The sequence below is a fragment of the Chryseobacterium sp. SSA4.19 genome, from assembly GCF_022601875.1.
Lineage (GTDB): Bacteria > Bacteroidota > Bacteroidia > Flavobacteriales > Weeksellaceae > Chryseobacterium.
The window spans coordinates 172,948-199,451 of the sequence record NZ_JAKVIP010000004.1; the positions used below are offsets into that span (position 1 = coordinate 172,948).

The window sequence follows — 26,504 nt, forward strand, 5'->3', positions numbered from 1 at the left end:
ATTCAGCTATAATTAAAGATAAAAACGCCTTACTGTAAAGAAGTAAAGCGCTTTTATAAGATGTTATTTTTTAGAATTAAAACCTGTATTCCACCATGAATGTGCCTCTCATGCCGGGAGCATTGGCAAAATCACTGTCTCTGGCAGCCCACCATGCGATGGCCGGCTGGTATAATGTATTAAAAACATTTTCAATCCCTAAAGAAAGCTTCCAGTTCTGATTAAGATCATAGCTTGATTTAAAGTTAAAGACGGTGTATTCAGGAACTCTTCCTTCTCCATAGGTATACAGGCCTGTTTTTGCATTCGGCTGGAATCGGTCCTGTCCGAAGAGGTGCAGCATATCCAATCCAACCGACAGTTGTGGCACCGGTCTCAGCTGGACGTATGCCAATATTTTCGGTGCGGAAATTCTGCTGTTATTGATCTTGGTAGAATAATCACCGTCATCTTTAGGAGATGTAATTCCTTCGATCCAGCTGTAGCTTGCTCCGAAATTGATCCAGCGTACCGGTGAGAAGTGTAAAAATCCTTCTACTCCATACACTACTTCAGGAGCTCTCTGGATTGTTAACGAACGGTCTGCACTCTGAACGAATGTGGCACCCAGTTTTGATGTGCTAACATAGGAAGTAACTTCATAGTTAAGCCATCTGGTAATCTGCCCGGTTGCACCAAGCTCATAATTATTAACAATGATCGGTTTTGTTTCAAGGTTATTGATAGTATCTGAAGTGGAAGTTCTTAATATTCTTCCCAGTTCATTGATGGAATACGCCTGCGAAAAACTTCCGAAAAGATTAATAGTCGGATTGACATTGTACCGGAAACCGATATTTCCCACTAAAGCATTATATTCAAGATCACCGCCTTTCACAAAAATACTCTGGGTAAAAGTTCCGTCGTTTTTGATGGAAGATAAGGTGTTGAAATCACCTACTTTTACTTTGATATTTTCGTACCGAAGTCCTCCTTTTAGAATCAGTTTTTTAAACAGATCGATTTTCACGAGCATGAAAGGGGCAATGTTTGTCATATTCATGTCGGGAGTCCAGTATCGGCCGTCTTCCAGCTTTTGTACTGTCTGATCATTAAGAACATCAAGACCGTACAAGATTTCTGCCTGAGAGTTCTTAGTATCCCAAAGCCGGGTATCAAAGTTGGCTCTTGCACCGTATTTTTTAGAAATGACATTAGACTGGCCTCCGTTGAAAAAGGTATCGCTGTACCCGTATACGGTTCTGAAATCCTGCATATAGAGATTGACATTGAGTGAAGTTCCCTGCCAGAGTCTTTTACTGTCATAGCTCAGTTTAAGGTTGTGGTTTCTGGGAGTTCCCTGCGGTGTGGTTTCAAGGCCTTTTCCCAGTCCTTCCCCGATTGTTGGTATAAGCCCGTATTTTCCGGTTTTGAGGCCTAAATTCAGATCAGATTTTGAGGCATACCCAATGTAGGAAGCTTCCACTCTGTTGTTTTCATTAAAATTGTATCCCAACTTCAGCATTCCGTTATAATTATTCATTTTGGCCGTGCTGTATGTGGGGCTCAGGTTGTCCCCGTTTGCATCTTTAAAATATCCTGTCCTTTCATAAGCGAATGAAGCAACATAGTCAAAATCTTTTGTGATTTTCCCGGACAATAGCTGGCTCGCCCTGAATCCTAAAGTTCCGCCGTACGGCTGACCGGTTATTCCGACCTGTGAGATTCCTGATATCTTTTGATCTCCTGTACTTTTTCTCGTGATGTAATTGATGATTCCTCCGTCTGATCCGTTTCCATAGATGGATGTCGCCCCTTTGATTACTTCGATCCTTTCAATAACCGATGGATCGATGGAACGGATATCTCTTGCACCGTTCCGTAAAGGGGTAGATTGCGGAATTCCGTCGATTAAGACCAGTACCTGTCTTCCCCTGAGTGTTTGTCCGCTGTTGGTCGTTGTTCCCGAGCTTGTGGCAAGACTGGGAACCGTATATTGTAAAATATTGCTGATATCAGAATTTACGGTAAGCTGCGACTGGATCTGCTTCTGATTAACGATGGTCACAGAACCCGGAATTTCTTTAATGTTTTCTTTCTTTCTGGAGGCGGTTAATACAACTTCATCCACATCTTTTATCTGGAGAGAGTCTTTTTGCTGTGCAAAAATGTTGGCAGAAGCCAATGCAGCTACTGCTAAAATGGTCTTTTTCATGATTTTCTAATTCCTTTTTTCTTTCTTTTACCTAGCCATATCAAAAATCCGGTTACAGGCAATGAGGTGCAAAGTAGTCCTGCGATAAACCAGATGATTTTTCCGAAGATGCCAAAGTATGAACCGGTGTGGATATCATAGTTGGCATTGGCATATTTCTCTGCATTATTTAACTGATCGTGAGATTTATTCATCAAAAGTTTTCCTGAATTTGTATCAAAAATAAGCTGGCTTCTGATGGCAAAATTCCCGTCTTCACCATACACGATAACAGGGATATTTTTTAATTCTTTGCCTTTTTTGGTTTTCCCGTTCAAAGGGATCCTGAAGCTGGAATAGGAAGGATATTCTTCTCTTGCTTTCTGCGCGCTAAGATCAAAAACCGCCGGATTTTTTACAGAAAGTGAATCCGGAGATTTTATTTCTTTTTCTTTCGGCAGTTCCGGAGACCCGGATAAGGCCTGATTAAAGACATTTTTTACCCATGGGAAAGAGAAGTAGATTCCTGTTAAGCTTAGTAACAGGGCAATAAAAGACACATAAAATCCCAAAACATTATGGAGGTCGTAGTTTTTACGTTTCCAGGTTTTTACATTTTTCCAGTCGAATGAGAACCGTCCTTTTGCCGCTTTTATATTTTTAGGCCACCAAAGGATCATTCCTGTGATCAGCATGATGATAAACAGCACAACCGGAATTCCCACTACATATTTTCCCCAGTCTGTTTTTAATAATAAACTCCAGTGAATTGATTTGAGGATCGGAAACAGATCATATTTCTCATTGTAAACACCGAGGATTTTACCATTATACGGATTTACATAGACCAGTTTATTGATTTTTATCTCATCAAAATAATTCCAGGCATTTTTGTCCTTTTCGTAATACCAGAATTCATATGACCTCGACTTATCCAAAGGGATCTCAACGGATGTCACCGGATACTGGTCCTTAAGTTCCAGAATAATTTTTTCCTTTAAAACCTCAATCGGTAACGGATTTTGCCTAATCGTTTCAGCATTAAGATAATAAGCATCTCTCCTCAGCTGATGCTGGATCTCATCTTTAAAAACATACAATGTTCCTGATAAGCAAACAATAAAAACGATCAGCCCAACGGATAAGCCAAACCACAGATGCAGTTTGGCAGACCATTTTTTGGTAAATGAAGGCTTTTTTTTATGATGATGCTTTTTTCTCATGCGATGAGAAAAAAGTTAACCTTTTGAGGGGCTAACTTTTAATTATTTAAAATTTATATCCTATTGAAAGTCTGAAATTTCTTGGAGCTTCTGCCTGGTAATAATAGCCTCCTCTTTGTGTGTTATCAGCCATTGTAAAATTGATACTGCTTCCACTGTATAAATATCTGTCGAAAAGATTGAATACATTTAAGCCCACTCTGAACTTTGTGTTTTCCCAAGAAAGGCCCGCATCGAATTTTAAGTAATCATTCATTTCTAATGGAGCATTTGTACTTCCCCAGTTCCAACTGCTTCTCCCACCTAAGAATGTTCCTCCAAAACTTAATCCAAATCCTTCTAAATTACCTTCTGTGAAAGTGTAGTTTAGCCAACCATTTATAGTATGTTTTGCATAACCTGGAACTTTATCTCCTTTCGTGGCTTTAGCAGTAGTTTCTGTGAACTTATTTTCCGTAAAGGCGTAATTAAAAATTGCATTAAATCCTTTTACTATTTGTCCCTTTAAGTCAAATTCAGCTCCTTGTACTCTTGTTTTACCTAATAAGATTGAGAACATACCGCTTGGATCTGTTGGATCTGTTGTAATAGCATTGTCTTTATTAATATTATATAAAGATAATGTTGTATTCCATTTACCACCAAACCAATCTTTCTTAGCTCCTACTTCAATATTATTACCTGTAATCGGCTTAGCCGTTGTACCGTCCCTGAATAAACCTGACTGAGGAGAAAAAGCCTGATCGTACAATGCATACAGCGACATATCTGTATCGATGGAATAACTTAAACCTACACGTGGTGTGATTCGATTTGCTTCAGTTTTTGTCCCGTAACTATTCTCTTTTACGTTGGTGTATCTGGCAGCAAGTGTAAGTCTTAAAGCATCATTAAAGAAACCTAATTCATCCTGTAAATAAAGACCGGTATATTCCTGCTCAATAGTTCCATAAGGTGTTGCTCTTTCTAAGAGCGATTTACCATCGTCAGTAAAATGAGGATATCCATTGCTTGGAGTCGAATATGTTGTAGAATTTAAATCAAAAGGATTGGCTTGTGTATCTAATCCGTATGCCTTAGTCCAGTCTGCAAGGTACTTTTTTGAACCCAGATCGAGTCCTGCTAAAATTTTATGTGAAACAGAACCTGACTTAATATATCCATTTAAAAAAGCTTGTCCAAACTTCATGATATTGCTGGCTTCCCAAAAGTTTAGATTTCTAATAAACTTCGTATCAGATATAAATACTCCTGGCCAAATGTCACTACCCATTGTGTATTCATTTACATAGGTTAACTGAGTAGTCAGTTTCCAGTTTTCATTAAATTTATGTTGTAAATTTACATTTACTGTATTATTGGTAACATTTGTTGGATCTATGCCAGGATCAGAAACAGTGAATTCTACAGGCTTTGTTCCATATCCTTCGAAACTATAGACATATGCAGAACCTACTTCTGACATTTTTGCTTTTTGATAAATATATTCCGCCGTTAAAATCGTTTTATCAGTAAGATTTACTTTCAACGAAGGGTTGATAATGTAACGGTCGTTAAATTCATAATCTCTGAAGCTCTTTTTATTTTGAGCCATTAAATTTAATCTGAATGCTACTTTGTCGGTAATTTTGGTATCAATATCTGTTTCACCTCTGTACATATTGAAGCTTCCTAAGGTTACTCTTGCGGAACCATTCAAAGATTGTCCTGTTGGTTTTTTAGTAACAATATTGTAAATACCGCTCGGCTCTCCGTTTGACATTAAGAATCCTGAAGGACCTTTGATAAATTCGATATGATCGACGAAGGACATATCTTCACTTAAGGGACCCCAATTTGAAGTAACATTCACACCGTTCATGAAGGCTGCAGCCCGGGAACCTCTCATGTTTACTCTTGTATACATGTCTCCCCAATGTTCTAATCTCTGTGCTCCTGCAACGTTTCTCAAAACACCATCGCTTAATGTTGTCACCTGCTGATCTTCTAATGCTCTATTGGTAATGATAGAAACATTCTGAGGGATTTTTATAAGTTCTTCATCAAGACGCATAGAAGATGACCCTTCCTTCTCTACGTATTTTTTGTAATATTTCCCATTTACGATTACTTCTTCGATATCATTTGACTTAATAGTATCATTTTCCTGAGCAAAAGTTAGCATAGAACCCAACATTGAAGCACAGATCAGTACATTTTTCATGAAACACAATTTTTGTGCAAATATATTGTTTTTAATTATTCTAAATAAATTAACGAGTTGATATTTATCATAAAATTAATATATCATCAATAAGAAAAGCCGCTCCAGACAGTTCTGAAGCGGCTTCTCTATATTATTGAAATACTTTTCTTAAGCTGGAATTTCTCCTTTATATAAGAAGGAAATAATTTCTTTATTCAATTTGTCGATCATTTCGCTGAATAAGTGGAAGGATTCCTGCTTGTAAATAACCAGCGGATCTTTCTGTTCGTAAACAGCGCCCTGGGAAGATCTTCTTAAATCATCCATTTCACGAAGGTGAAGCTTCCAGTTTTCATCAATAATTGATAAGGTAATGTTCTTTTCGAAATCGTTGATCAGGCTTTCGCACTGCGTATCATAAGCTTCCTTAAGATCAGCAACAATCGTCATGGTTTTGTGGCCATCTGTGAAAGGAACCTGGATCATTTTAAACATAGAGCCCTGATTCTGATATACGTTTTCAATAATCGGGAATGATTTTTCTTTCAGCAGGTTCAGCTTCATCTGGTAGTCTTCCTGCGCTGCCTTGAATAAGATATTCGTTAATTCCTGAACATTCTTATTGCTGAAATCACTTTCGGAAACAGGAGATGCCATGGTAAAATGTTTGATTACTTCAAACTCAAAATCCTTATAATTTCCGGAGGCTTTCCCTTTTGCTACGATAGAATTCGAAACATCGAAAATCATATTTGTAATGTCATACTTCAGGTGGTCTCCGAACAAGGCATTCTTTCTTCTTTTGTAGATTACGTCACGCTGTTTGTTCATCACGTCATCATATTCAAGAAGTCTTTTTCTGGTTCCGAAGTTATTTTCTTCTACTTTTTTCTGTGCTCTTTCAATAGACTTGCTGATCATCGAATGCTGAATAACTTCACCTTCCTTATGACCCATTCTGTCCATCATTTTAGCGATTCTTTCAGAACCGAAAAGACGCATTAAGTTGTCTTCCAAAGAAACATAAAACTGTGAACTTCCCGGATCTCCCTGACGTCCCGCTCTACCTCTCAGCTGTCTGTCAACACGTCTTGAATCATGTCTTTCTGTTCCGATAATTGCCAGACCTCCCGCTTCTTTTACTTCTTTTGTAAGCTTGATATCGGTACCACGGCCTGCCATATTCGTTGCGATGGTGACAACGCCCGGCTGTCCTGCTCCTGCAACGATCTCCGCTTCTTTTTTGTGGAGTTTTGCATTAAGAACCTGGTGCGGGATTTTTCTCAACTGCAATGCTTTTGACAATAACTGGGAAATTTCAACAGAAGTCGTTCCTACAAGAACCGGCCTTTTTGCTGCCGTTAATTTTTCAATTTCCTCAATAACAGCATTGTATTTTTCCCGGTTGGTTTTAAACACCAGATCCTGTCTGTCATGTCTGAGGATAGGACGGTTGGTAGGAATCACTACCACGTCTAACTTATAGATTTCCCAAAGTTCGCCCGCTTCTGTTTCAGCAGTACCTGTCATTCCCGCAAGCTTATTGTACATACGGAAGTAGTTCTGAAGCGTTACCGTTGCAAATGTTTGAGTAGCTGCTTCAATTTTTACGTTTTCTTTGGCTTCAATCGCCTGGTGAAGACCGTCTGAATAACGTCTTCCCTCCATGATACGGCCTGTCTGCTCATCAACGATTTTTACTTCACCGTCAATAACCACATATTCGTCATCTTTTTCAAATAAAGTATAGGCTTTCAGCAATTGGCTCATGGTATGAACCCTTTCTGATTTCTCGGCAAAATCTGAGAAAAGTTTTTCTTTCGCCTCAAACTCTTCTTCTTTCGTTAAGTTTTTAGCTTCAAGCTCCGCAATTTCGGTTCCGATATCCGGTAGCACAAAGAAATTGCTGTCTTCATTTCCTTGTGACATGTATTCAACCCCTTTGTCCGTAAGGTCAACCTGATTGTTTTTTTCTTCAATAACAAAATAAAGATCTTTGTCTACAATCGGCATGTCACGGTTGTTGTCCTGCATATATTGTGCTTCCGTTTTCTGAAGCAATGCACGGTTTCCGCTTTCTGATAAGAATTTAATCAATTGCCTGTTTTTAGGAAGGCCTCTGTATGCTTGCAGCAATTTGAACCCTCCTTCTTTAGTGTTTCCTGCAGCAATTAGCTTCTTAGCTTCATTAAAAATGGCAGATACCGTTTTTTTCTGAACTTCAACAATTCTGTCGATAGAAGGCTTCAAAACATCAAATTCCTGTCGGTCTCCCTGAGGTACCGGCCCGGAAATAATTAATGGTGTTCTGGCATCATCTACCAATACGGAATCGACCTCATCCACAATGGCAAAGTTCAGCTCTCTCTGAACCAGTTCGGCAGGCGAAGTTACCATATTGTCTCTCAGGTAATCAAATCCGAATTCATTATTGGTTCCGTAGGTGATATCTGAATTATAAGCGCTTCTTCTTCCGTCAGAGTTCGGTTGGTGATTATCAATACAGTCAATTGACATTCCATGGAACTGATATAATGGTCCCATCCACGCCGAGTCTCTTTTTGCAAGGTAATCATTTACCGTTACTACGTGAACGCCTCTGCCGGGAAGAGCATTCAGGAAAATAGGTAATGTTCCTACCAATGTTTTACCTTCACCGGTAGCCATTTCGGCAATTTTACCGCTATGTAGGATAACCCCGCCGATAAACTGCACATCATAATGTACCATATTCCAAACTACCGGTGTTCCGGCAGCATTCCATGAGTTTTTCCAGATCGCAGTATCTCCCTGAACTTCAACAAAATCTTTTCCGGCAGCAGCCAGTTTTCTGTCCCAGTCGCTGGCTTTGATACGGATTTCTCCGTTTTGTGCCCATCTTCTGGCCGTTTCCTTTACTAAAGCAAAAACTTCAGGAAGAATTTGGAGAAGAACTTTTTCTTCGATTTCGTATGATTCTTTTTTAAGGGATTCGATTTTAGAGAAAAGAGCTTCCTTTTCGTCAACGTTTTGCGAATTTTTTATCTGCTCCTGGATCTGTTCTATCTGAGCTGTGATTTTACTGGTTGCAGATTTGATATTTTCTTTAAACTCAGCAGTTTTCTCTCTCAAACCGTCATCAGACAATTGCTGAATATTCGGTTCGACAGCTTTGATTTTTGTTACAACTTTTTTTACTTCTTTTAGGTCCTGCGCTTTCTTGTCTCCCAAAAACCCTTTTAGAACTTTGTTTAAAAAACTCATAAATTTTTTGCTTTATGCTTAAAATGGTATCTTTTAAGCGTTTTAATAACACTTATCGTGTAAATTTGATATGTGAAAAGGGCAAAAAAGCTCTAAGCCAGGCCTAAAGCTTATTGCTTTTCATTAATATTCGTCTTCGTTCCAAAGATAATCTTCGTCCGTAGGATAATCACTCCAGATTTCATCGATGGCATCATAAATTTCTCCTTCATCTTCAATCGCCTGAAGGTTTTCTACTACTTCCATAGGTGCACCAGTTCTGATTGCGTAGTCGATAAGTTCTGCCTTAGTCATTGGCCATGGTGCGTCACTTAAATATGAAGCTAATTCTAATGTCCAGTACATAATTTTTTAATTTTTGCAAAAGTATAAAAATAGCTTATATTATATGCTTTTTTATACCTGATTTTCAATTCTTTTTATTAATTTTTATTCATTGTCCCTCGCAGCAGCTGTTACAGTTGTGAGGTTCACCTGATTGCTGTCATTTTCTCAAAAACCATTCCACAAATTTTTTTATGCCATTTTGGAAGTTTGTGGCAGGTTTATAGCCGATTAATGTCCTGGCTTTTGTAATATCGGCATTGGTTTTTTGTACATCTCCGGGCTGTAGTGGCAGATTTTTTCTGATGGCAGATTTTCCAAGGGTATTCTCAATAACTGACAACATTTTCTCTAAAGTGATTACTTCGCTTTCTCCGAGATTTAAAATTTCATAGACCTTACTGTGTTTTTCCAGATAGATAATAGATTTTCTAATCCCGTCTATGATATCATCAATATAAGTATAATCTCTTGCTGTGGTCCCGTCACCATAAAAGGGGATTTCTTTATATTCCGAAATTAATGCAGTGAATTTATGAATCGCAAGATCCGGCCTTTGTCTGGGACCATATACGGTAAAGAACCTAAGGTGTATCATATCGATATGATACAGATGATGATAAACATGGCCTAAAATTTCACCAGATCTTTTTGTTGCAGCATATGGGGAGATAGGTTGGTCTACAGGATCACTCTCGGAAAAAGGAATCTTTTGATTGTTTCCATAAACACTCGACGAAGAAGCGCAGATAAATTTTTTAATATTATAAATCTGGCATAATTCCCACAGATTCTGTGTTCCGCGAATATTAACTTCTTCATATTCCAAAGGCCTTTCAATAGAGGGACGTACGCCTGCAAGTGCTGCGAGATGGATAATTAAATCGATCTTATGATTTTTAAATACCTCTTCCAATCCATTTTTATCCCGGATGTCCTGGTAATAAAGCGTGTAAAGATCAGATCTTGTTAATGAAATAAGATTATGGATATCTTCTGTCTTTTCAGAAAATTGAAAATCCGAAAAATGCTGAACGGAGTCTAAAGTATTTTTAATTTTAATACGATAATCGTAGAAATCATCAAAATTGTCAATATTGATGACAGAATGTCCTTCTGTCAATAATTGTTCAATCAGGTGGGAGCCGATAAATCCACTTCCGCCGGTTACAAGATAATTCATCCGTCTATTTTTCTTTCCACAAAAATATAAATTTACCTGTGAAAAATATAATCAGTAATTTTACTATTAAAAGTAATATAAAATTAATATGCAGTTTCAAGGGCAAATTTTAAAAATGTCGTGCTTTAACAGTGAGCCGATTCAGTATTATCTAAACCTGTCAGGAGACCTTATTCATTTGAATGAGTTATTTGGGAAAGAACTTACCATTAAGCACACCGGTTTTCAATGCGTAAACTGCCAGGAAAACAGACCGATCTACAGAATGGGGTTCTGCAAAAGCTGTTTTTTTGAAAGCCCTTATGCAAGCGATACCATCATCCGTCCTGAACTTTCTACCGCACATTTGGGAATTGCGGAACGCGATTTAGAAGTAGAAAAACAAATTCAGCTTCAGCCGCATACCGTTTACCTGGCTTACACAGGAGAAGTAAAGGTAGGGGTCACAAGGAATACACAGATTCCTACCCGGTGGATTGACCAGGGCGCGACTTTTGCTCTGCCTATCGCAAGAACAGAAAACCGTTATGAAGCAGGAATGATAGAAGTCGCTCTTAAGCAGCATGTTCCTGATAAAACAAGCTGGAAAAAGATGCTGAAGGATGATCTGGAAGATGATATTGATTTGGCTGATTTTCAGAAAAAAATAAAAGAATATTTTCCTGAGGATTTTCAGAAATTCTACAGTGAAGGCGAAAACCTGTGGAGATTTGACTATCCTTTTGAAAAGCCGGAAAAAGTAACCTCATTTACATTAGATAAAAGGCCTGAATTTACAGGCAGGCTTACAGGCATCAAAGGACAGTATCTGGGCTTCGATGGAGGAGAATTTATTAATATAAGAGGGCATGAAGGATATGTAATTGAATTGAGTATAAAAAATTAAACATATTTAAACAACCGAATCACAAGATGAACAAATGGGTTAAAAAGATATGCATCGGTCTTGGAATTGTGCTTATCGTGGTCCTGATGGCCAATTTCGGACTGAATATCTGGCTTAAAACCCAGCTTCCCAGATACATTAAGAATAATACGGATTATAAAGTTTCATACAAACTTATGGAAGTTGATCTCATGTCGGGAAATATCCTATCGACGGGGATTACCGTAAACAGTAAAAATCCTCTAAACACCAGTGTTATAGGACTTCAAGGCACTATTGATACGCTGAAGATAAGCCGTTTCGGGATCTATGATGCCCTTTTCAATAAGCAGATCAGTTCCTCTGACTTATTACTTTCCAAGCCTAATTTAAATATTGTATTGGCCAAACCGGTTGATACAAAGACCGGTAAAAAAAGAAATCCTGTAGCGTTTGAAAATATCAGAATCCATAAAGGGAATATCAGTATTTTCAGGCATACAAAACAAAAATTTATCTCTATTGAAGACCTTGATCTGTATGTAGAGAATCTGCAGCTTACCGAAGGTTCGGTCGAAGATAAGCTTCCTGTCGTTTTTGATAAATATGATATTAAAGGAAAGAATTTTTATATCCGTCCAGATAATGTGTACGCTTTAAAAATTAATTCCATACAGACATCGAATGGTCAGGTTTCAATTCATGATTTCCAGCTTATTCCGGTACTGGCTTTCGATCAGTTTAAAAAATATTATCCTAAGAAAACAAAGCTCTTTCAGTGCCTTATTAAAAAGATGGAGTTTAAAGATCTGGTATTAAAGAAGAATAAGGTAACCCTTACCCATGCTAATTTTTATCATCCGGATCTTTTGGTATATACGACCAATGCAGTTCCTGTAAAGGTTAATAAGCCTTCTGATTTTGAACTTACTCTGGAAGATATAAAATTTGTTGATGCTTCTGTTAAGATGATGAAGCCTGATGGGAAAAAGCTTTTATCTGCTGAAAAATTCAATGTAAACATTAACCAGGTAAGATTTGATAAGGAAACACGGGAAGAACTTATTCCTGTAGGATATAAAAGCTTCCAACTATCCGGAAATAATATTCAGTATTCCAATCATCAGGATTTTACGGTTAAAAGCCTGAGTTTAAATCCCAAAAAAGGAGAGGTGAAAAATCTTACGGTGGTGCCTAATGGTCTTGCAGCGGATAAAGCATCTATGGATTTGTCAGTTGAATCTATCGGATTTAATATCAATACATGGAAATTTGCAGATAAAAAACTCAATCTTGATATTAAAGATGTCATCGTCAACCAGGTAAAAGGAATAATTACGGCAGGTGAGGCTAAAAATAATAAAAAAGGGAATCTCAATGGGATACAATTTCCGATCATTGTAAGGAAAGTTACGCTGAAAAATTCAGATATTACCTACGATAAAAATAATGAGCCGATGAGTTTTACCGGACTTAATGCTACGGTTAATGATCTCCGGCTTATCTCAAAAAAAGACAATTCCGGGATGGCGATAGATATTAAGAACTATCTCATTACCACTAATCATTTTCTTTATAAAACGAGGTTTTACCGTATGACAGCTGGCTTTTTAAAGCTAAATGAAAAAAATATCCAGATCAGTAATTTTGCCATGAATCCTATCGTTTCGCGAGCTCAGTTTATCCGGATGATTCCTGTTGAAAAAGATTTATATGATATAAAAGCCCGTCAGATCACTGCAGCCGGAACATGGGATTTATTTTCAGATCAAAAATCCGTTAATGCTTCCCAGGTAACCATTCAGTCAGCCGATGCCAATATTTTCAGAAGTAAAATTCCTAATGATGACCCTAAAGAAAAACCATTATACTCAAGATTGCTTCGTTCCATTAAAATTCCGATGGTCATTGCAAATCTTAACCTGAAAGATTCAAAACTTGTATATGAAGAGGATACACCGGAAAGTGCAGGACCCGGAAAGCTTATCTTTAATAGCTTTAATATGAATGTCAGGAACCTGAATTCAGCAAAAATAAAAGGGAAATCCACAAGGGTGGATATTAAAATAAACTGTTCATTTATGGATCTGGCACCGCTCTCTGTAAACTGGAATTTCGATGTTGCAGATCAGAGGGATGTTTTTAATATCTCAGGGAGGACAATCAATCTTCCTGCAAAGGGAATCAATCCTTTTATCCGTCCTTATCTGCATGTGACCGCTACAGGAACCATCCAAGAGATGATTTTTAATTTTAGAGGTAATCCTAAGGAATTGAATGGTGATTTTAATCTTAAGCATAAAGATCTTAAAGTGGCTATTCTTGATAAGAATAACAGGGAGAAAAAAGGTTTTCTGACGGCAGTGGCCAATCTTCTGGTAAAATCAGACTCAGGAAAGCTTCCTGAAGATGTAAAAGTAGAGGATGTAGAAAGAGATCCTACAAAGTCATTTTTTAACTTATTCTGGAAAGGGATAGAGCAGGGATTGAAGAAAACACTGATCGGGATTAACATTGGAGGGAAAACCAAAACTCCGGATACGGACAAATCTGTTAAGAAAGAAGAAAAACCATCTGATCAACTGGAACGGGATTCTCAGGCATCGGATAAAAATGAAACCGAGTCAGAAGAAGATAACAAAAGAAAGCCTTTTCTTAAAGGAATCTTCAGGAAAAAAGAAAACCCCGAAACTAAATAGCTTTGGGGTTGTTATTTTAATCAAAATTAAACTCATCACTTTCTAAAATAGGAATTTCCCGTAAATAAGTATCAAATTCTTTTGGATAATTGGTTTCTGCTCCGTAAGAATCTATAATCATTCCATAATTTCCTTCATTATCCTTGAGAAGATATAAAACTGCATTGTCATCCGGATTGCTCGGACCCTCAAAACGATATGTTTTTACAATGGTTAATTCATGAGGCTGATATATCTTATCAGAATTCTCCAGTTTCATTTCACAGTTTTCGTTCATTCTGAATTCCCTATGGATGCCTCTCTGAGTCAATCTGGTCATAACCTGACTTAATGTTGTCATTCTGTCGATGTGTCCTTCCATAATATTATTTTTTTACTGAAAGTACAATAATTAAACCAGAGATGGTAAGTCATCATTATTTACATACCCTAATTAGTAAGAATATGTCGTGTTAACAAAATTTATAATAGCTGTGGTCTCTTGGGTATACTTTTTGCACTAAAAGGAATAATAAATCATACGGAATATGAAAAAAGAAGTTGGAGTTTTACTGGCAGGAGGAGTTGGTCTTTTGGCGGTATTAAGCATTATCGGTATAAAAAAGATATTAAATAAGAAAGATAAAACATATAACGATACCTATTCAGATTATCACAGACATTTCGATAAGAACACACAGGATGATGAATATCACGGGATAGAATTCTATGCCTTAAAGTAAAGTAATCAGAATAAATAATTATGTGATGGTCCATACCCTTAAAGGGAATGGATTTTTTTGTGGAAAACTTTGATGTTAAAACTCATTAATCTATACTGTTTACATTTTATCTTTACATCAGGATGCAAAATGAAAATATCATTAAAGGCCAGGGAGCTCAGCGAAATGTGGTTAACCGTTTCGAGAGATACACTTATGAGCCGGAAGGTGAAGATTTTGAAACTATAAAAACTGCTTTTACTGAAGTTTTCCCGAAAACTATTGTCAATCAGGTGAAAAGTGAAGATTTACCGATGGAGTATTCCATGAATCCCTATCAGGGATGTGAACGCGGATGCTCGTATTGTTTTGCAAGACCCACTCATGAATATTGGGGCTACAGTGCGGGAATTGATTTTGAAAGGAAAATCATGGTTAAAAAAAATGCCCCCGAGTTGCTGGAAAAATTTTTTCAAAAAAAACGGTATCAGCCTGCTCCGATCTTACTCTCCGGCAATACCGACTGCTATCAGCCTGCAGAACGTCAGTTTGAAATTACGCGTAAGCTTCTGAAGGTTTGTCTGGACTACAGGCATCCTGTTCATGTTCTGACGAAGAATGCAATGGTACTAAGAGATATAGATCTTTTACAGCCGATGGCTGAACAAAATTTAGTGTCCGTTTCTCTGAGCATCCCCACGATAAATGAAGATTTGCGGAGAAAAATGGAGCCACGCACAAGTTCCTCAAAAAATAAATTGAAAGCCATAGAAATTCTTTCCGAAAATAAAATTCCTGTCAACGTAATGGTTGCACCCGTTATTCCCGGGCTGAACAGTGATGAGCCTTTAACTATTTTAAAGGCCATTTCCGATGCGGGGGCACAGAGTTTCGGATATACACTGGTAAGATTGAATGATACGGTTGAGCCTGTATTTGTTCAGTGGATTGAAAATGCTTTTCCGGACCGCGCCCAGAAAGTTTTAAATTTAATCCGTTCTATGCGTGGAGGAAAGCTGGGGGAAAAGAGATATTTCGATCGTCAGAAAGGCGAAGGAAATATTGCTGAAATGATCCACAATACTTTTAAGATCGGTAGAAAAAAATTCTTTGATGGGAAAGAATTCCCAAAATTATCAACCGCTGGTTTTACGGGGTCAAAAGATCAGCAGTTGCGGCTGTTTGAATAATTAGTTTGATATTAAACAGGTTTTTTCCAAAGGTCTATATTCTTTATCCTTTGTTCTAATTTTCGGATTCTCTGTTTTAAGAATAACAGTTCTTCCAATAGGTTGCTGTTATGATCTGAAGTATATATTTCATTCACATCAACATCTAGAAGTCTGGCAATTTTATCCCACTCGTAGTCAGATATTTTTATTTTTCCCGTTTCTCTTTTTTGGTATTGTGTTTGGCTTATTTTTAAATAAGTTGCAATATCTGTTTGAGATATCTTCTTTGATTTACGGATATGTATTAATTTGGTGTTTTCCATGGATATGTAGTATCCTACTAAATTAATAATAATTCTTTATATGTAGAAATATAGCCTGTAAAAAGCTGTAATTTTAACTGTTTTGCAATCAAGACGTTTTTTATATTTGATTGTCAATAATGACGCAAATCAAATTAACATTTATCTATGAAAAATTTTAAAAAACTTTTGAGAAATGATTTGAAATTGGTAACCGGAGGAAAAGCACAGCCAACAGGAGATTACAAATGCTGCTGGGAAGGGACTACTAATTGCAGTACTGTTGTACATCATGATCATGGTTCAGGAGGTGACCTGAGCTGTGTTAAAGGAGCTGTTTTAACTCCTGCTTAATATCAATTTAAGGCTGTCAATTATTGATAGCCTTTTTTATTAAAAAGTGTAAATTTACTTATGAAAATATTTATTATCCTCCTTTTTATTTGTAGTTTAACAGCTGGTCAAGCTACCCGAATCGTATACGAGTACTCTTTTATTCCGGATATAAATGACAGGAAAACTATCCGTAGCGAATATATGTTTCTGGATGTACAACAGAAAGGCTCTGATTTTTATAGCTATCGGAATTATTCCGTTGATTCCACAGCTTTAGCATATATGAACAAAGGCTTGTCATTTATGCCACCCAATCGTGAGTATATTGATTTCAGAATCGTAAAAAATATAGGATCGAATGAGGTTAATATGATTACCAAGGTTGGGTCAGTTGTATATGAAGTGGCGGACTATCGGAAGCAGGAATGGAAGATTACCAATCAGAAATCAGAAATTCTAGGACATGCTGTAACGAGTGCTGAAGTTAATTTCGGCGGGAGAAACTGGATTGCTTGGTTTGCCCCGGATATTCCCTTTCAAGAGGGTCCTTATAAATTCAATGGATTGCCAGGACTTATCTTAAAGATGGAAGATGATAAAAAAAATCATATATTTACAGCAACTCAGATTAAAAAACTAAAAGTGCACCAGCCATACCCATTAACTGAAAATTCAAAACCTATTAAAAGGATTTCTGATTCGGATTTCAAAAAAATACTAACCGAATACCGAAAGGATCCTTTGAAGAATCTTAGAGGGAGATATCCTGATCAAACTGATAGTGAAGGGAATTTCAGAACGGGTGAACAGGTTTTCAGGGACGAAGAAAGGCTTTTCAAAGAAAGGATAAAAAAGGATAACAATATATTGGAAATAGATTTATTAAACTCAACTGATTAGATTTATAACAACTCTGAAAACAAAAAATTATATCCATTCATAGGATCTAACGTTTTTGTATGAGGTTCTGCATTATTTCAGATTCAAAGACAATAGATTCTATAAACTTCCGTTATGTCTCAAAAAATATAAAGATATTGAGGAATTAATAATCTTCTAAACTTATTACAAATCTAATTTAAGTTTATGAAAACAAAAGAGAGGCTGCCCAAACTTTTTGGACAGCCTCTTTTTTGTATTATTTCTAATAAATCACCGGTTGTTCACCATCTGGGCAAATAAATTCATTGCGGCACAAAGCCCGGTAAAGAATTCCATCACTGCATACATAAAGACAGTCTCCTGGATAAGGATAACTTATTCCTCCTGAAATAGTTTTCAGTTTGCTTTTATTTAGTCTTTTTAAATTTTTCATATTATTTTTGTGATAATTAAATGATATCAGTGATCCCGAATTTTTTAATAAGATGAGTCCGTCTCACAACTAGTGAAAACGGACTTTTTTTATGATTTTTATCGACCTCCTGTTAGAGAATGATTTTCGTACAGTCGATTCTCAACCCACATCATTAAGTTGTGAGACTAACTCTATTCGGTTTGATTTCCATCTTACATATTGGTGTCCGGACATTTGAAATCATCACTGCAAGTAGCACAGATGACAACGTTTCCGCATGCATACATACAAAATTCAGGTTCAGGAAGTTTTATACCACCAGCTCCCTTAATGCTTTTTAATTGACCTTTGCTTAGTTTTTTTAAATTTTTCATATTGTTTTAGTTAAAAATTTGTTACTATGGTAAAGTTAAGTAAAAATTGATTAAGTCAATAAGGTGTGGTATATTATTTTTACTATTTTTATCTGTCTGATTAAGAAAATAAATAGTCTGCGGATTTAATCCAGAATATAACAAATACAATTCAAATAATGGTTTCAAGACATTTTAAAATGCTGATACAAAATGGAAAATTACTTACTGCCTTAATATTCTCATGCTTTTATGCTGCTCAAAATGTAACCATTGATAATAAAAGTGGTTATCATACGGTTGTTACGTATGATCATAAAAAAATGGAAATTGGGAATAATCAAAATCGAACAGTTATTGATAAGAATGGAATACAAAACATTTCTATACTTTACGGAAATGATAAAAAGGCAGAAAGAAACATTTCTCTATTTTTAAACCCTCAGGAATCCCTGACTATTTATCTTGTTAAAGATGCGATTGCTTTTAAAGGAGAAAAGGAACATCTGCATGATTACGTTTACCGAGGGTTTGGTTATGATCTAACCCCTAAAATAACTGAATATCAAAAGTATTATCAGAGTAGTGACGCAAAAGGATTTATTCGGACATATGAATTATATTTGGCGGATGTTCTGAAAAAGGTAGAAAGATTAAATAGTTCACCCTACGGAATAGAAGATATTCATTATAAAGAAGTTGAAAAGATTGCCAGAAAACGTTGGTTTTTTACGGTGTTTGTAAGTTTTAACGGAGGGAGTCAATTAAACAATACCGGAAAAGAACTGCTGCTTTATTATTTTGAAAAATATTTCAAAAAAAATATTGCCACCTATTCGTGTGATTCATGGGATCAGTATGATATTATTTATAAGTATTCCCAACACATCAAACTCCTTAATCTGAAGCTGCCAAAATATGAAATTGTAGAGCATACTGATGATGATGAAATTAATCAGTATTTACCGGAAAAATGTCAGGAACAACATTTCAGAAGCAGCTATAATTTTTTAGTTTATAAAAAAGATCTGGTAAGAGCAGAAAAATATAAAAAAATTTTAACTGAAAAGTTTCACGCTAAGCTTTAGCCTAAATAAAAAACCGGGAAAATACCCGGTTCATTATTATTTTTTGATTAATCCCAATTCAATCAGTCTTTCATGAAGGAACTCTCCAGCACTTGTATCTTCGTACGATTTCGGATGGTTTTCATCAACACAGTTTTCAAGTGCATTCAATGACATTGAACTTACCGGATGCATAAAGAAAGGGATAGAATATCGTGAAGTTCCCCATAGCTCCCTCGGCGGATTTACCACTCTGTGAATCGTAGATTTCAGTTTATTGTTGGTGTGTCTGGAAAGCATATCGCCAACATTGATCATCAGTTCATCCGGTTCTGCAATGGCATCGATCCATTCTCCTTTATGATTCTGAACCTGAAGGCCTTTGCCCTGTGAGCCCATCAGAAGGGTAATCAGATTAATATCTCCATGGGCTGCTGCTCTCACAGCATCGTCCGGTTCCTGAGTAATCGGCGGATAATGGATCGGTCTCAAAATAGAGTTTCCTTCAGCTATTTTATCATCAAAATAAAACTCATCTAATCCAAGATATAATGCTAAAGCTCTTAATACATATTGTCCTGTTTTTTCAAGCATCAGGTAAGCTTCCTTACCTACTTCGTTGAATTTCGGAAGTTCTTCAACGGTTACATTGTCAGGGTACTCGCTTTTATATTTTGAATCATCGGTCACATACTGTCCGAAATGCCAAAATTCTTTTAAGTCCCCTTTTTTAAAGCCTTTTGCTGTCTCTTTACCAAATCCTACATAGCCTCTCTGTCCGCCAATTCCCGGAATCTCATATTTTTGTTTCGTTTCCGTGGGCAGTTCAAAAAAGTTTTTTACTTCTTCATACAGTTCATCCACCAATTTGTCATCAAGAAAATGGCCTTTTAAGGCTACAAAACCAATTTCTTCATAAGCTTTTCCGATTTCATTTACAAATTTCTGTTTGCGTTCCGGGTCACCCGAAAGGAAATCACGCAGGTCTACACTAGGTATTTTGTCCATTTATAGAAATTTTACGTCTTGCTAAATTACAGATTTTAAATTAAATTCTTTTTTATGTTGAGTATTATAAATTAAATTTGTCCTATGAAAAAATATTCTTCCAAAAGAAGTATTCAGATATTGGCACACCTGCTTCAGCAGTACGGAATTTCAGATATTATCATTTCTCCAGGATCTAGGAATGCTCCCCTGGCCATACACTTTTCAGAAATTGACAGCTTCAGTTGTTTCAGTATCGTTGATGAAAGAAGTGCAGCATTCGTAGGGATGGGAATGGCCATGAGCCATAAAAAACCGGTGGCTGTTACCTGTACCAGCGGTTCTGCGGCAGCCAATTATTATCCTGCAGTTACTGAGGCTTTTTATTCGAATATCCCACTTTTGGTATTAACTGCCGACCGGCCGACTGATTATGTAGATATTTTCGATGGACAGACCATCAGGCAGCAGAATCTTTTTCATCAGCATTCGTATGGGGATTTTCAGTTGTTGGAAGACAACAGGGAAAATGCAGAAGATTTTAATTTTGATGCCATAAAAAAAGCAATTGAACTCTGTATAGAAAAGCAGGGTCCGGTACATATTAACATTCCGCTGGAAGAACCTTTATATGAGCTGATCTCCGAACTGCCTACATTTCCTGATGTTGAAAAAACCATCAGGCAGAAAAATTATGAGATCCCATCCAATCTTGTGGCGGACTGGAATACCTCACAGAGAATTATGATTCTGGTAGGAACAAGAGATTATAGTCCTGAACTGGAAAACCAACTGACCCAATTGGTTAAAAATCATTCGGTTGTAGTATTGAGTGAAGCCAACTCGAATCTATATCATGAAAAATTTTTCAGGCATATTGACCGGTATGTTTTTAATTTTACAGAAGAAGATTACAGAACCTATGCACCTGATTTGCTGATCACAGTGGGGCAGAACGTAGTGTCTAAAAAAGTAAAGCAGTTTTTAAGAAATGCAAAACCGAAACAGCACTGGCATCTGGATGAAGTCTGGCAACCGGATACTTACTTTGCGCTGACAGAAAAAATTGAGGCTAAGCCTGAGATTTTCTTTGCTAAACTGCTCAATTTCATTACTCTTGAACCAAGCCCGTATTTTAATCTCTGGGATGTTTTAAAAGATAAAAAAGATGCGAAGCATGAAGAGTTTTTACATACACTGGCATTTTCTGATTTTTATTTCTTCCACATAATTTCACATACGATTCCTGAGCATTACAATATCCATTTCAGCAACAGTTCATCGATCCGGTATGCACAGTTATTTAATTACGGTAAGAGAAGAATCTACTGTAACAGAGGGACAAGCGGGATTGATGGCTCAACTTCAACCGCCATGGGATTCGCCATTAAAAGTACTGATCCGACTTTACTTATTACTGGAGATTTAAGTTTTTTCTATGATATTAACGGGCTTTGGAACCAATATATTCCTCCTTTTGTAAGGATTATCATTTTTAATAACGGGGAAGGTAATATTTTCAAGATTATTCCGGGTCCGGGAAATGCCAACCCGAATGCACTGGATGAATTTATCGCTACCAAACATCATAAGAATGCAGAACATCTTGCCAAACATTTCGGTTTTTCTTACATTAGGGTAGATGAAGAGGTTACATTAGACCGGGTTCTTGAAAATTTCTTCAAACCTGATGCGCAGCCTAAAATATTGGAAGTTAATACCTATGGGAAAAATAATGCAGAGGTGCAGAAAGCCTATTTCAATTTCCTTAAATAGAACTAGAAAACTGAATATTCTTCATTTCCGGGTAAATTGATAATTTTATCCAGCGGATAAACGAAATTTTCGTTAAAATCATTCATGGCATTAATGATTTGGAAATGAGAAAACTCCTTGATATTCTGGATATTGATCTCAGTTTCTTTTATTTTCTTCGTTTTTAAAAGGTTCTGCCTCTGAACTCCGTTCAGAAGGTAAGTGGAAGGTGTATACCAGTCTTTACCTTTTAAAAATAAAAGATTGGAATAGGAAGTATCGGTAATATGATTGTTCTTAATGATGATAATTTCTTCCGCTTTGGATTTCATTTTTATTCTTTCCAGTTCTTTCCGGTCTTCAAATTTAAAAGAATAATCATAGGTATTGTTCTCTACCAGTTGAAAGCTCTGTATTTCCGGAATCGCATAGGGAATCATCTGGGTGCGTATTTTTTTATCCAGATCGTAAACAATTCGCAGCTTAAAAAGTCCATCTTCATCGTGTTCCAAATGTTTATAGATTTTAGCAAGATCTATGGATTCTTCTTTCCCGAAATGGGCAAAAGTCTGATCTACACGCTTCTGATGAAATTCTAATAAAAAAATTTCCTGGTCTTCTACTTTAATGCTTTCAATAAATTGGAACATAGATTTTATTTTTCATTTCCTGATATTCGTCTTCTAACCTGCTCATATGAGTAATTCCGCCGCCGCTTTTAAAGTAAAGCTTATCACCCTCTTTCTCTATAAACCTGATCATTACACAACTGTCAACATTTTTACCGTCAAACCAGCCGCAAACGCCCGTATAATATCCTCTTTCGTAATCTTCTGCATCGAGGATTATTTCCAGGGTTTTAGGTTTCGGAGCTCCTAAAATTGAACCTGCAGGAAGAAGTTTCTGCATAATGCTTCCTACTTTCCCATCGAATTCAGGTTTTACATTTCCTGAAATCTCAGAACTCATTGCAAATAAATTCTTTTGCCGGGTCCTGATGAGATCAATATGTTGGAATGTATCAACCTTTACTTCATCTGCCACCATGCTAAGATCATTCCGTAACAGATCTACAACAGTATAGTGCTCGGCTTTTTCTTTTCTGTCATTTTTCAGAATTTCTGCAGCATTTTCCAAAGAGGCATCAATAGTACCTTTCATAGGGTAAGTCAGAATTTTTCCGTCAACGATCTTTACAAAAGTTTCAGGAGAAAAAAATACAAAAAAATCTTTATACAAAACTTTGTATTTAGCACTTGAATGAAAAAATATTTCTTTAAGCGTTAAGTTCGTATGTATCTTGGTTTTCCTTGTGTAATTGGCCAGATATGAATTTCCGAGATGAATGTTTTCCTTGACTTTATCAAATCCTGTTTGAAAGTTTTCCAGGGATTCGGGAAAGTAATTCCATTCTATATTTTTTTGCAGCTTATGCTGATGTTCTGCATTTGAAAAGTTTTCAAAATCAATTAGCAGGCCTGATTCTGCAATGTCATTATGTTCAAAAATTTCAACATTCTCTCCTTTAAAGTCGATGATGAAGAAAAAAGGAACTTTCCGGAGAGAAAGTTCATCCATGTCTAAAAATTTTTGCTGATTCATTGAAAACATCCTGCAAAAGTAATTATTGATGATTACTTTTGCACAAAATTTTTTAATGGAAAACAGATATCCACAGAAACCGGGACTAGATTTTATACTGAAGCAGGCATTTTTCTACTGGAATAAGACACTTATTTATCAGCTGATGTTTTCCATCATGTATTTCGGGATTTTCCTTACTATCCTGTTTATGTGTGATATGAAATATGGCATTATGGGTGAATTTAATGAAGTTGGAAAATACATGCAGGATGGAATGAAAGTATATGTGGAGCAGCTTAATAAGCTCATTATAACCGATAATTATCAGAATTTCTCTTTGTGGATTATGGGGACAACCATTTTCCTGTATCCTCTTAATCTCGGCTTCTATCAGATCTACAGAAAAATTGATACTGGCGAAAAACCGAATCTGAGTGATTTGTTTGCAGGGTATAATGGCCTGAATTTTTTCAGATATATATCGTATTATATTTTCTGGTATTTTATTTACAGGTTTACCTTTCCCACTATTATTTTGGCTATTGTCTGGGTTTGCATCACTATGTTTGTAGCTCCGATAATGTTTTTCATGAATAAAACAATCTTTGAATCCATTTCCTTGAATTTTAAAGCACTGAAAATGTATTTTCTGGAAATATTGGTCTGTACACTCGTTGCTGTTATTTTCAAATATGCCGGATTCGCACTTTTCTGTATCGGAGGACTGTTTACATTTCCTTTCTGGAATGCTATGATCTATTCACTTTATAAAACAGTTTTTACAGAGACAAAGTAAATTTTAGATGGATCAGTGTTTTATTGCCAAAAAAAGTTAAATTTGACAATACATCATTAAAATATATACCATGTCAGAATTTAACGAATTTGATCAGCAGGGTTCTGTTCCGGAAAGGAATACAGGCTCAATTATTTCTCATGCCTTCGAAATGTATAAAGGCGTATTCCTATATGCTGTCATTGCAATGGTCATTTATATTATCGGAGGTTCCCTGATACAGACTTTAAGCGGTTTTAATTCTATGGGGCTTGCGGAAGATATGAAGAGCTATGGTGATGATTTTTCAGGCTATAATATCTGGGCTGCTCCGGGGTTTACAGCATACCTTTCCCTCTCATGGCTTCTGGGGGTTTTATTAGCACCGCTTTATGTAGGACTCATTTATATCGTCAATAAATATAATACAAAAACTCCGGTAGAATTTTCTGATCTGTTTATCGGATATAAACAGAATTTTGTTAATATCCTTATCTATAGTCTTCTTTCAGGACTGATTTCTTCTGTTGCGGCTTTCTTCTGTGTGATTCCTGTATTTTTTGTATATCCTTTATTAATGTTGGGGTATCCTATTTTGCTCTTTGAGAATGCTACAGCAATGGATGCTTTGGGAAAGACATTCAACATCGCGAAAGAAAATTACGGCACGTTTTTAGGAACGACTGTTTTAGGAATTATTATTTCATGCGCAGGAATTATACTCTGCGGAATAGGAATCATTGCTACGGCACCTTTTATTATGGTGGTTATGTATTCTCTGTACTGTGCTTTCCTTGGAAAACCTAGACAAATCATATATAAGAAATAAATGAATAAGGACGAACAAATAAGCAGTGTCAAAATAAAGCAGGTCGCACTGCTTACCATTATTTTGGTTCTGGCAGGTTTAATCTGTTTTAATCTTGCGCTTTTCATACCTTCTGTATTGGGAGCGATTACAATTTATGTAGTTTGCAGAAAATATAACTTTTACCTGCAGGAAGAAAAAAAATGGAAACCTTGGGCCTCCTCATTGGTTTTAATGTTTGCCAGTCTGATTATCCTTATTCTGCCTATTTATTTTATCGGGGATTTATTGATTGAGAAGCTTGGGAATGCACAGGCTTATATGACTAAATTTAATGTATTCCTTGAAAAAATTCACACCTATATTTATTCAAAGACCAGCATTGATATTTTAAGTAAAGAAAACATGGACAAGCTGAAAAGCAATGTCGGGCAGTTTTCGACAAAAGCATTGAGCGGTACAGTAAATACGCTTACCGTGATTATATCGATGTATTTTATTCTTTACTTTATGTTGGAAAAGCCGAGGTTCTTTGAAAGAATTTTATCCTCATCCGCTCCTTTAAAGAGATCAAATGTTTCTTTGATTGGGGAAAAAATGAGAAAACTGATTATGGCGAATGCCATTGGTATTCCGGTCGTGGCACTGGGCCAGGGAATTGTTGCTTTGATAGGGTATTTTATTTTCGGAGCACCAAGTCCTATCCTGCTTTTTGCCCTGACTGCAGCCGCATCGATGATTCCTGTAGTAGGAGCAGCCATTGTTTATATTCCGGTCTGTGTATTTATGATTGCTGAAGGAGACACGGGTACAGGTCTTGGATTGGCTGCTTATTGTCTTATTATTGTAGGCTTAACGGATAATCTGCTTCGCTTTACTTTGCTTAAAAAGCTTGAAGATATTCATCCGTTAAATACGGTTTTTGGAATTATCATGGGAATGAACCTATTTGGATTTATGGGTTTGATTTTCGGGCCAATCATGGTTTCGCTTACGCTGCTTCTTATACAGGTGTACAGAAATGAATTTTCAGAAGACGATATCCCAGAATTGAAACTTCCTGATAAAGATGAAGAATTGGAAAAGAAAATTGATTTAATATTATAAAATGACAGAAGGAATAAATCCGGATATACTGAAAGAAATCTGTATCGTTAAAATGCCTTTCGGAAAATATGAAGGGACTGTTCTTGCTGATTTGCCGGTAAGTTACCTTGAATGGTTCCACCGGAAAGGGATGCCCACCGGAAAACTGGGAATGCAGCTGTCAACCATTTACGAAATCAAATTAAACGGGCTGATGGATTTACTGATTCCTCTTCGAGGAGGAACCGTGAATTATGATAAATCCAAAACGAAGACGTATAAGTTTTAAAATAGTTTCGGGGGGGGGGGGGGGGGGGGGGGGAGGATTAATATTAAAGAGTTATGTTGACCAAGCTACACAATTTTTTTTTTCGGGAGCCTTGTGT

The 26,504-nt window shown here is 36.6% G+C and carries 24 protein-coding genes; 12 read left to right on the forward strand and 12 right to left on the reverse strand.

Annotated features, from left to right (window positions below; genetic code table 11):
- Positions 1–76: 76 nt before the first annotated feature.
- The 6 genes from MKJ01_RS04155 to MKJ01_RS04180 all read right to left on the reverse strand — a co-directional run bounded on the left by MKJ01_RS04155 (position 77) and on the right by MKJ01_RS04180 (position 10,331).
- Complete coding sequence (locus MKJ01_RS04155; RefSeq protein WP_241611746.1) at positions 77–2,194, reverse strand: TonB-dependent receptor; 2,118 nt, start codon at positions 2,192–2,194, stop codon at positions 77–79.
- Positions 2,191–3,396 carry a PepSY domain-containing protein gene (locus MKJ01_RS04160; RefSeq protein ID WP_241611744.1) on the reverse strand — a complete coding sequence of 402 codons (1,206 nt, stop codon included), beginning with the start codon at positions 3,394–3,396 and terminating at the stop codon, positions 2,191–2,193. Before MKJ01_RS04160 ends, MKJ01_RS04155 begins: the two co-directional genes overlap by 4 nt.
- A gap of 46 nt (positions 3,397–3,442) precedes the next feature.
- Complete coding sequence (locus MKJ01_RS04165; protein ID WP_241611742.1) at positions 3,443–5,599, reverse strand: TonB-dependent siderophore receptor; 2,157 nt, start codon at positions 5,597–5,599, stop codon at positions 3,443–3,445.
- A 150-nt stretch (positions 5,600–5,749) separates the two neighbouring features.
- The gene (secA, locus tag MKJ01_RS04170; RefSeq protein ID WP_241611739.1) at positions 5,750–8,824 is read right to left on the reverse strand and encodes a preprotein translocase subunit SecA; all 3,075 of its coding nucleotides are present in this window, start codon (positions 8,822–8,824) and stop codon (positions 5,750–5,752) included.
- A 123-nt stretch (positions 8,825–8,947) separates the two neighbouring features.
- A complete protein-coding gene (locus MKJ01_RS04175; RefSeq protein WP_027382805.1) occupies positions 8,948–9,169 on the reverse strand; it encodes a DUF2795 domain-containing protein in 222 nt (73 codons plus the stop codon).
- Positions 9,170–9,308: 139 nt separating this feature from the next.
- The gene (locus MKJ01_RS04180; RefSeq protein WP_241611737.1) at positions 9,309–10,331 is read right to left on the reverse strand and encodes a GDP-mannose 4,6-dehydratase; all 1,023 of its coding nucleotides are present in this window, start codon (positions 10,329–10,331) and stop codon (positions 9,309–9,311) included.
- Between the two features lie 88 nt (positions 10,332–10,419).
- Between MKJ01_RS04180 and MKJ01_RS04185 the strand changes: the two genes are divergently transcribed.
- Entirely contained in the window at positions 10,420–11,217 is a 798-nt protein-coding gene (locus MKJ01_RS04185) for a DUF2797 domain-containing protein (protein WP_241632489.1), read from the forward strand.
- Positions 11,218–11,243: 26 nt separating this feature from the next.
- Positions 11,244–13,895, forward strand: coding sequence for a hypothetical protein (locus MKJ01_RS04190; RefSeq protein WP_241611734.1), 2,652 nt, complete (start codon positions 11,244–11,246; stop codon positions 13,893–13,895).
- Positions 13,896–13,911: 16 nt separating this feature from the next.
- Here the strand turns inward: MKJ01_RS04190 and MKJ01_RS04195 are convergent, their stop codons facing one another.
- Positions 13,912–14,256: a hypothetical protein gene (locus tag MKJ01_RS04195; protein ID WP_241611732.1), complete on the reverse strand. Its 345-nt coding sequence runs from the start codon at positions 14,254–14,256 to the stop codon at positions 13,912–13,914.
- Positions 14,257–14,422: 166 nt separating this feature from the next.
- On the opposite strand from MKJ01_RS04195, the gene MKJ01_RS04200 reads away from it, so the two are divergent.
- Both MKJ01_RS04200 and MKJ01_RS04205 read left to right on the forward strand, forming a co-directional pair.
- The gene (locus MKJ01_RS04200) at positions 14,423–14,617 is read left to right on the forward strand and encodes a hypothetical protein (RefSeq protein WP_241611730.1); all 195 of its coding nucleotides are present in this window, start codon (positions 14,423–14,425) and stop codon (positions 14,615–14,617) included.
- 122 nt (positions 14,618–14,739) lie between these two features.
- Entirely contained in the window at positions 14,740–15,786 is a 1,047-nt protein-coding gene (locus tag MKJ01_RS04205) for a PA0069 family radical SAM protein (protein ID WP_241611728.1), read from the forward strand.
- Positions 15,787–15,797: 11 nt separating this feature from the next.
- On the opposite strand, the gene MKJ01_RS04210 is transcribed toward MKJ01_RS04205, so the two are convergent.
- Positions 15,798–16,091 (reverse strand): helix-turn-helix transcriptional regulator, encoded by a 294-nt coding sequence (locus tag MKJ01_RS04210; protein ID WP_241611726.1) that lies wholly within the window; start codon positions 16,089–16,091, stop codon positions 15,798–15,800.
- Positions 16,092–16,238: 147 nt separating this feature from the next.
- On the opposite strand from MKJ01_RS04210, the gene MKJ01_RS04215 reads away from it, so the two are divergent.
- Positions 16,239–16,424, forward strand: coding sequence for a hypothetical protein (locus MKJ01_RS04215; protein ID WP_241611724.1), 186 nt, complete (start codon positions 16,239–16,241; stop codon positions 16,422–16,424).
- Positions 16,425–16,484: 60 nt separating this feature from the next.
- Positions 16,485–17,306, forward strand: coding sequence for a GLPGLI family protein (locus MKJ01_RS04220; protein ID WP_241611722.1), 822 nt, complete (start codon positions 16,485–16,487; stop codon positions 17,304–17,306).
- A 609-nt stretch (positions 17,307–17,915) separates the two neighbouring features.
- Here the strand turns inward: MKJ01_RS04220 and MKJ01_RS04225 are convergent.
- Positions 17,916–18,077, reverse strand: coding sequence for a hypothetical protein (locus tag MKJ01_RS04225; protein ID WP_241632491.1), 162 nt, complete (start codon positions 18,075–18,077; stop codon positions 17,916–17,918).
- A gap of 179 nt (positions 18,078–18,256) precedes the next feature.
- Here MKJ01_RS04225 and MKJ01_RS04230 point away from each other — a divergent pair, with 179 nt between their 5' ends.
- Entirely contained in the window at positions 18,257–19,144 is an 888-nt protein-coding gene (locus MKJ01_RS04230) for a hypothetical protein (RefSeq protein ID WP_241611720.1), read from the forward strand.
- Positions 19,145–19,180: 36 nt separating this feature from the next.
- Here the strand turns inward: MKJ01_RS04230 and MKJ01_RS04235 are convergent, their stop codons facing one another.
- A complete protein-coding gene (locus MKJ01_RS04235) occupies positions 19,181–20,131 on the reverse strand; it encodes an isopenicillin N synthase family oxygenase (protein ID WP_241611718.1) in 951 nt (316 codons plus the stop codon).
- Positions 20,132–20,215: 84 nt separating this feature from the next.
- Between MKJ01_RS04235 and menD the strand changes: the two genes are divergently transcribed.
- On the forward strand, positions 20,216–21,886 hold the full coding sequence (gene menD / locus MKJ01_RS04240) for a 2-succinyl-5-enolpyruvyl-6-hydroxy-3-cyclohexene-1-carboxylic-acid synthase (RefSeq protein ID WP_241611716.1): 1,671 nt from the start codon (positions 20,216–20,218) through the stop codon (positions 21,884–21,886).
- 2 nt (positions 21,887–21,888) lie between these two features.
- Here the strand turns inward: menD and MKJ01_RS04245 are convergent, their stop codons facing one another.
- Together MKJ01_RS04245 and MKJ01_RS04250 are read right to left on the reverse strand one after the other, a co-directional pair.
- Complete coding sequence (locus tag MKJ01_RS04245; protein ID WP_241611715.1) at positions 21,889–22,515, reverse strand: aminotransferase class IV; 627 nt, start codon at positions 22,513–22,515, stop codon at positions 21,889–21,891.
- Positions 22,499–23,476 (reverse strand): aminodeoxychorismate synthase component I, encoded by a 978-nt coding sequence (locus MKJ01_RS04250; RefSeq protein ID WP_241632493.1) that lies wholly within the window; start codon positions 23,474–23,476, stop codon positions 22,499–22,501. Before MKJ01_RS04250 ends, MKJ01_RS04245 begins: the two co-directional genes overlap by 17 nt.
- 46 nt (positions 23,477–23,522) lie before the next feature.
- Here MKJ01_RS04250 and MKJ01_RS04255 point away from each other — a divergent pair, with 46 nt between their 5' ends.
- The 4 genes from MKJ01_RS04255 to MKJ01_RS04270 all read left to right on the forward strand — a co-directional run bounded on the left by MKJ01_RS04255 (position 23,523) and on the right by MKJ01_RS04270 (position 26,407).
- The gene (locus MKJ01_RS04255) at positions 23,523–24,245 is read left to right on the forward strand and encodes a hypothetical protein (RefSeq protein ID WP_241611710.1); all 723 of its coding nucleotides are present in this window, start codon (positions 23,523–23,525) and stop codon (positions 24,243–24,245) included.
- 70 nt (positions 24,246–24,315) lie between these two features.
- Complete coding sequence (locus MKJ01_RS04260; RefSeq protein WP_241611708.1) at positions 24,316–25,053, forward strand: hypothetical protein; 738 nt, start codon at positions 24,316–24,318, stop codon at positions 25,051–25,053.
- Complete coding sequence (locus tag MKJ01_RS04265; RefSeq protein ID WP_241611706.1) at positions 25,054–26,139, forward strand: AI-2E family transporter; 1,086 nt, start codon at positions 25,054–25,056, stop codon at positions 26,137–26,139. It abuts the gene before it with no gap.
- A 13-nt stretch (positions 26,140–26,152) separates the two neighbouring features.
- A complete protein-coding gene (locus tag MKJ01_RS04270; RefSeq protein ID WP_241632500.1) occupies positions 26,153–26,407 on the forward strand; it encodes a DUF3820 family protein in 255 nt (84 codons plus the stop codon).
- Positions 26,408–26,504 lie beyond the last annotated feature (97 nt).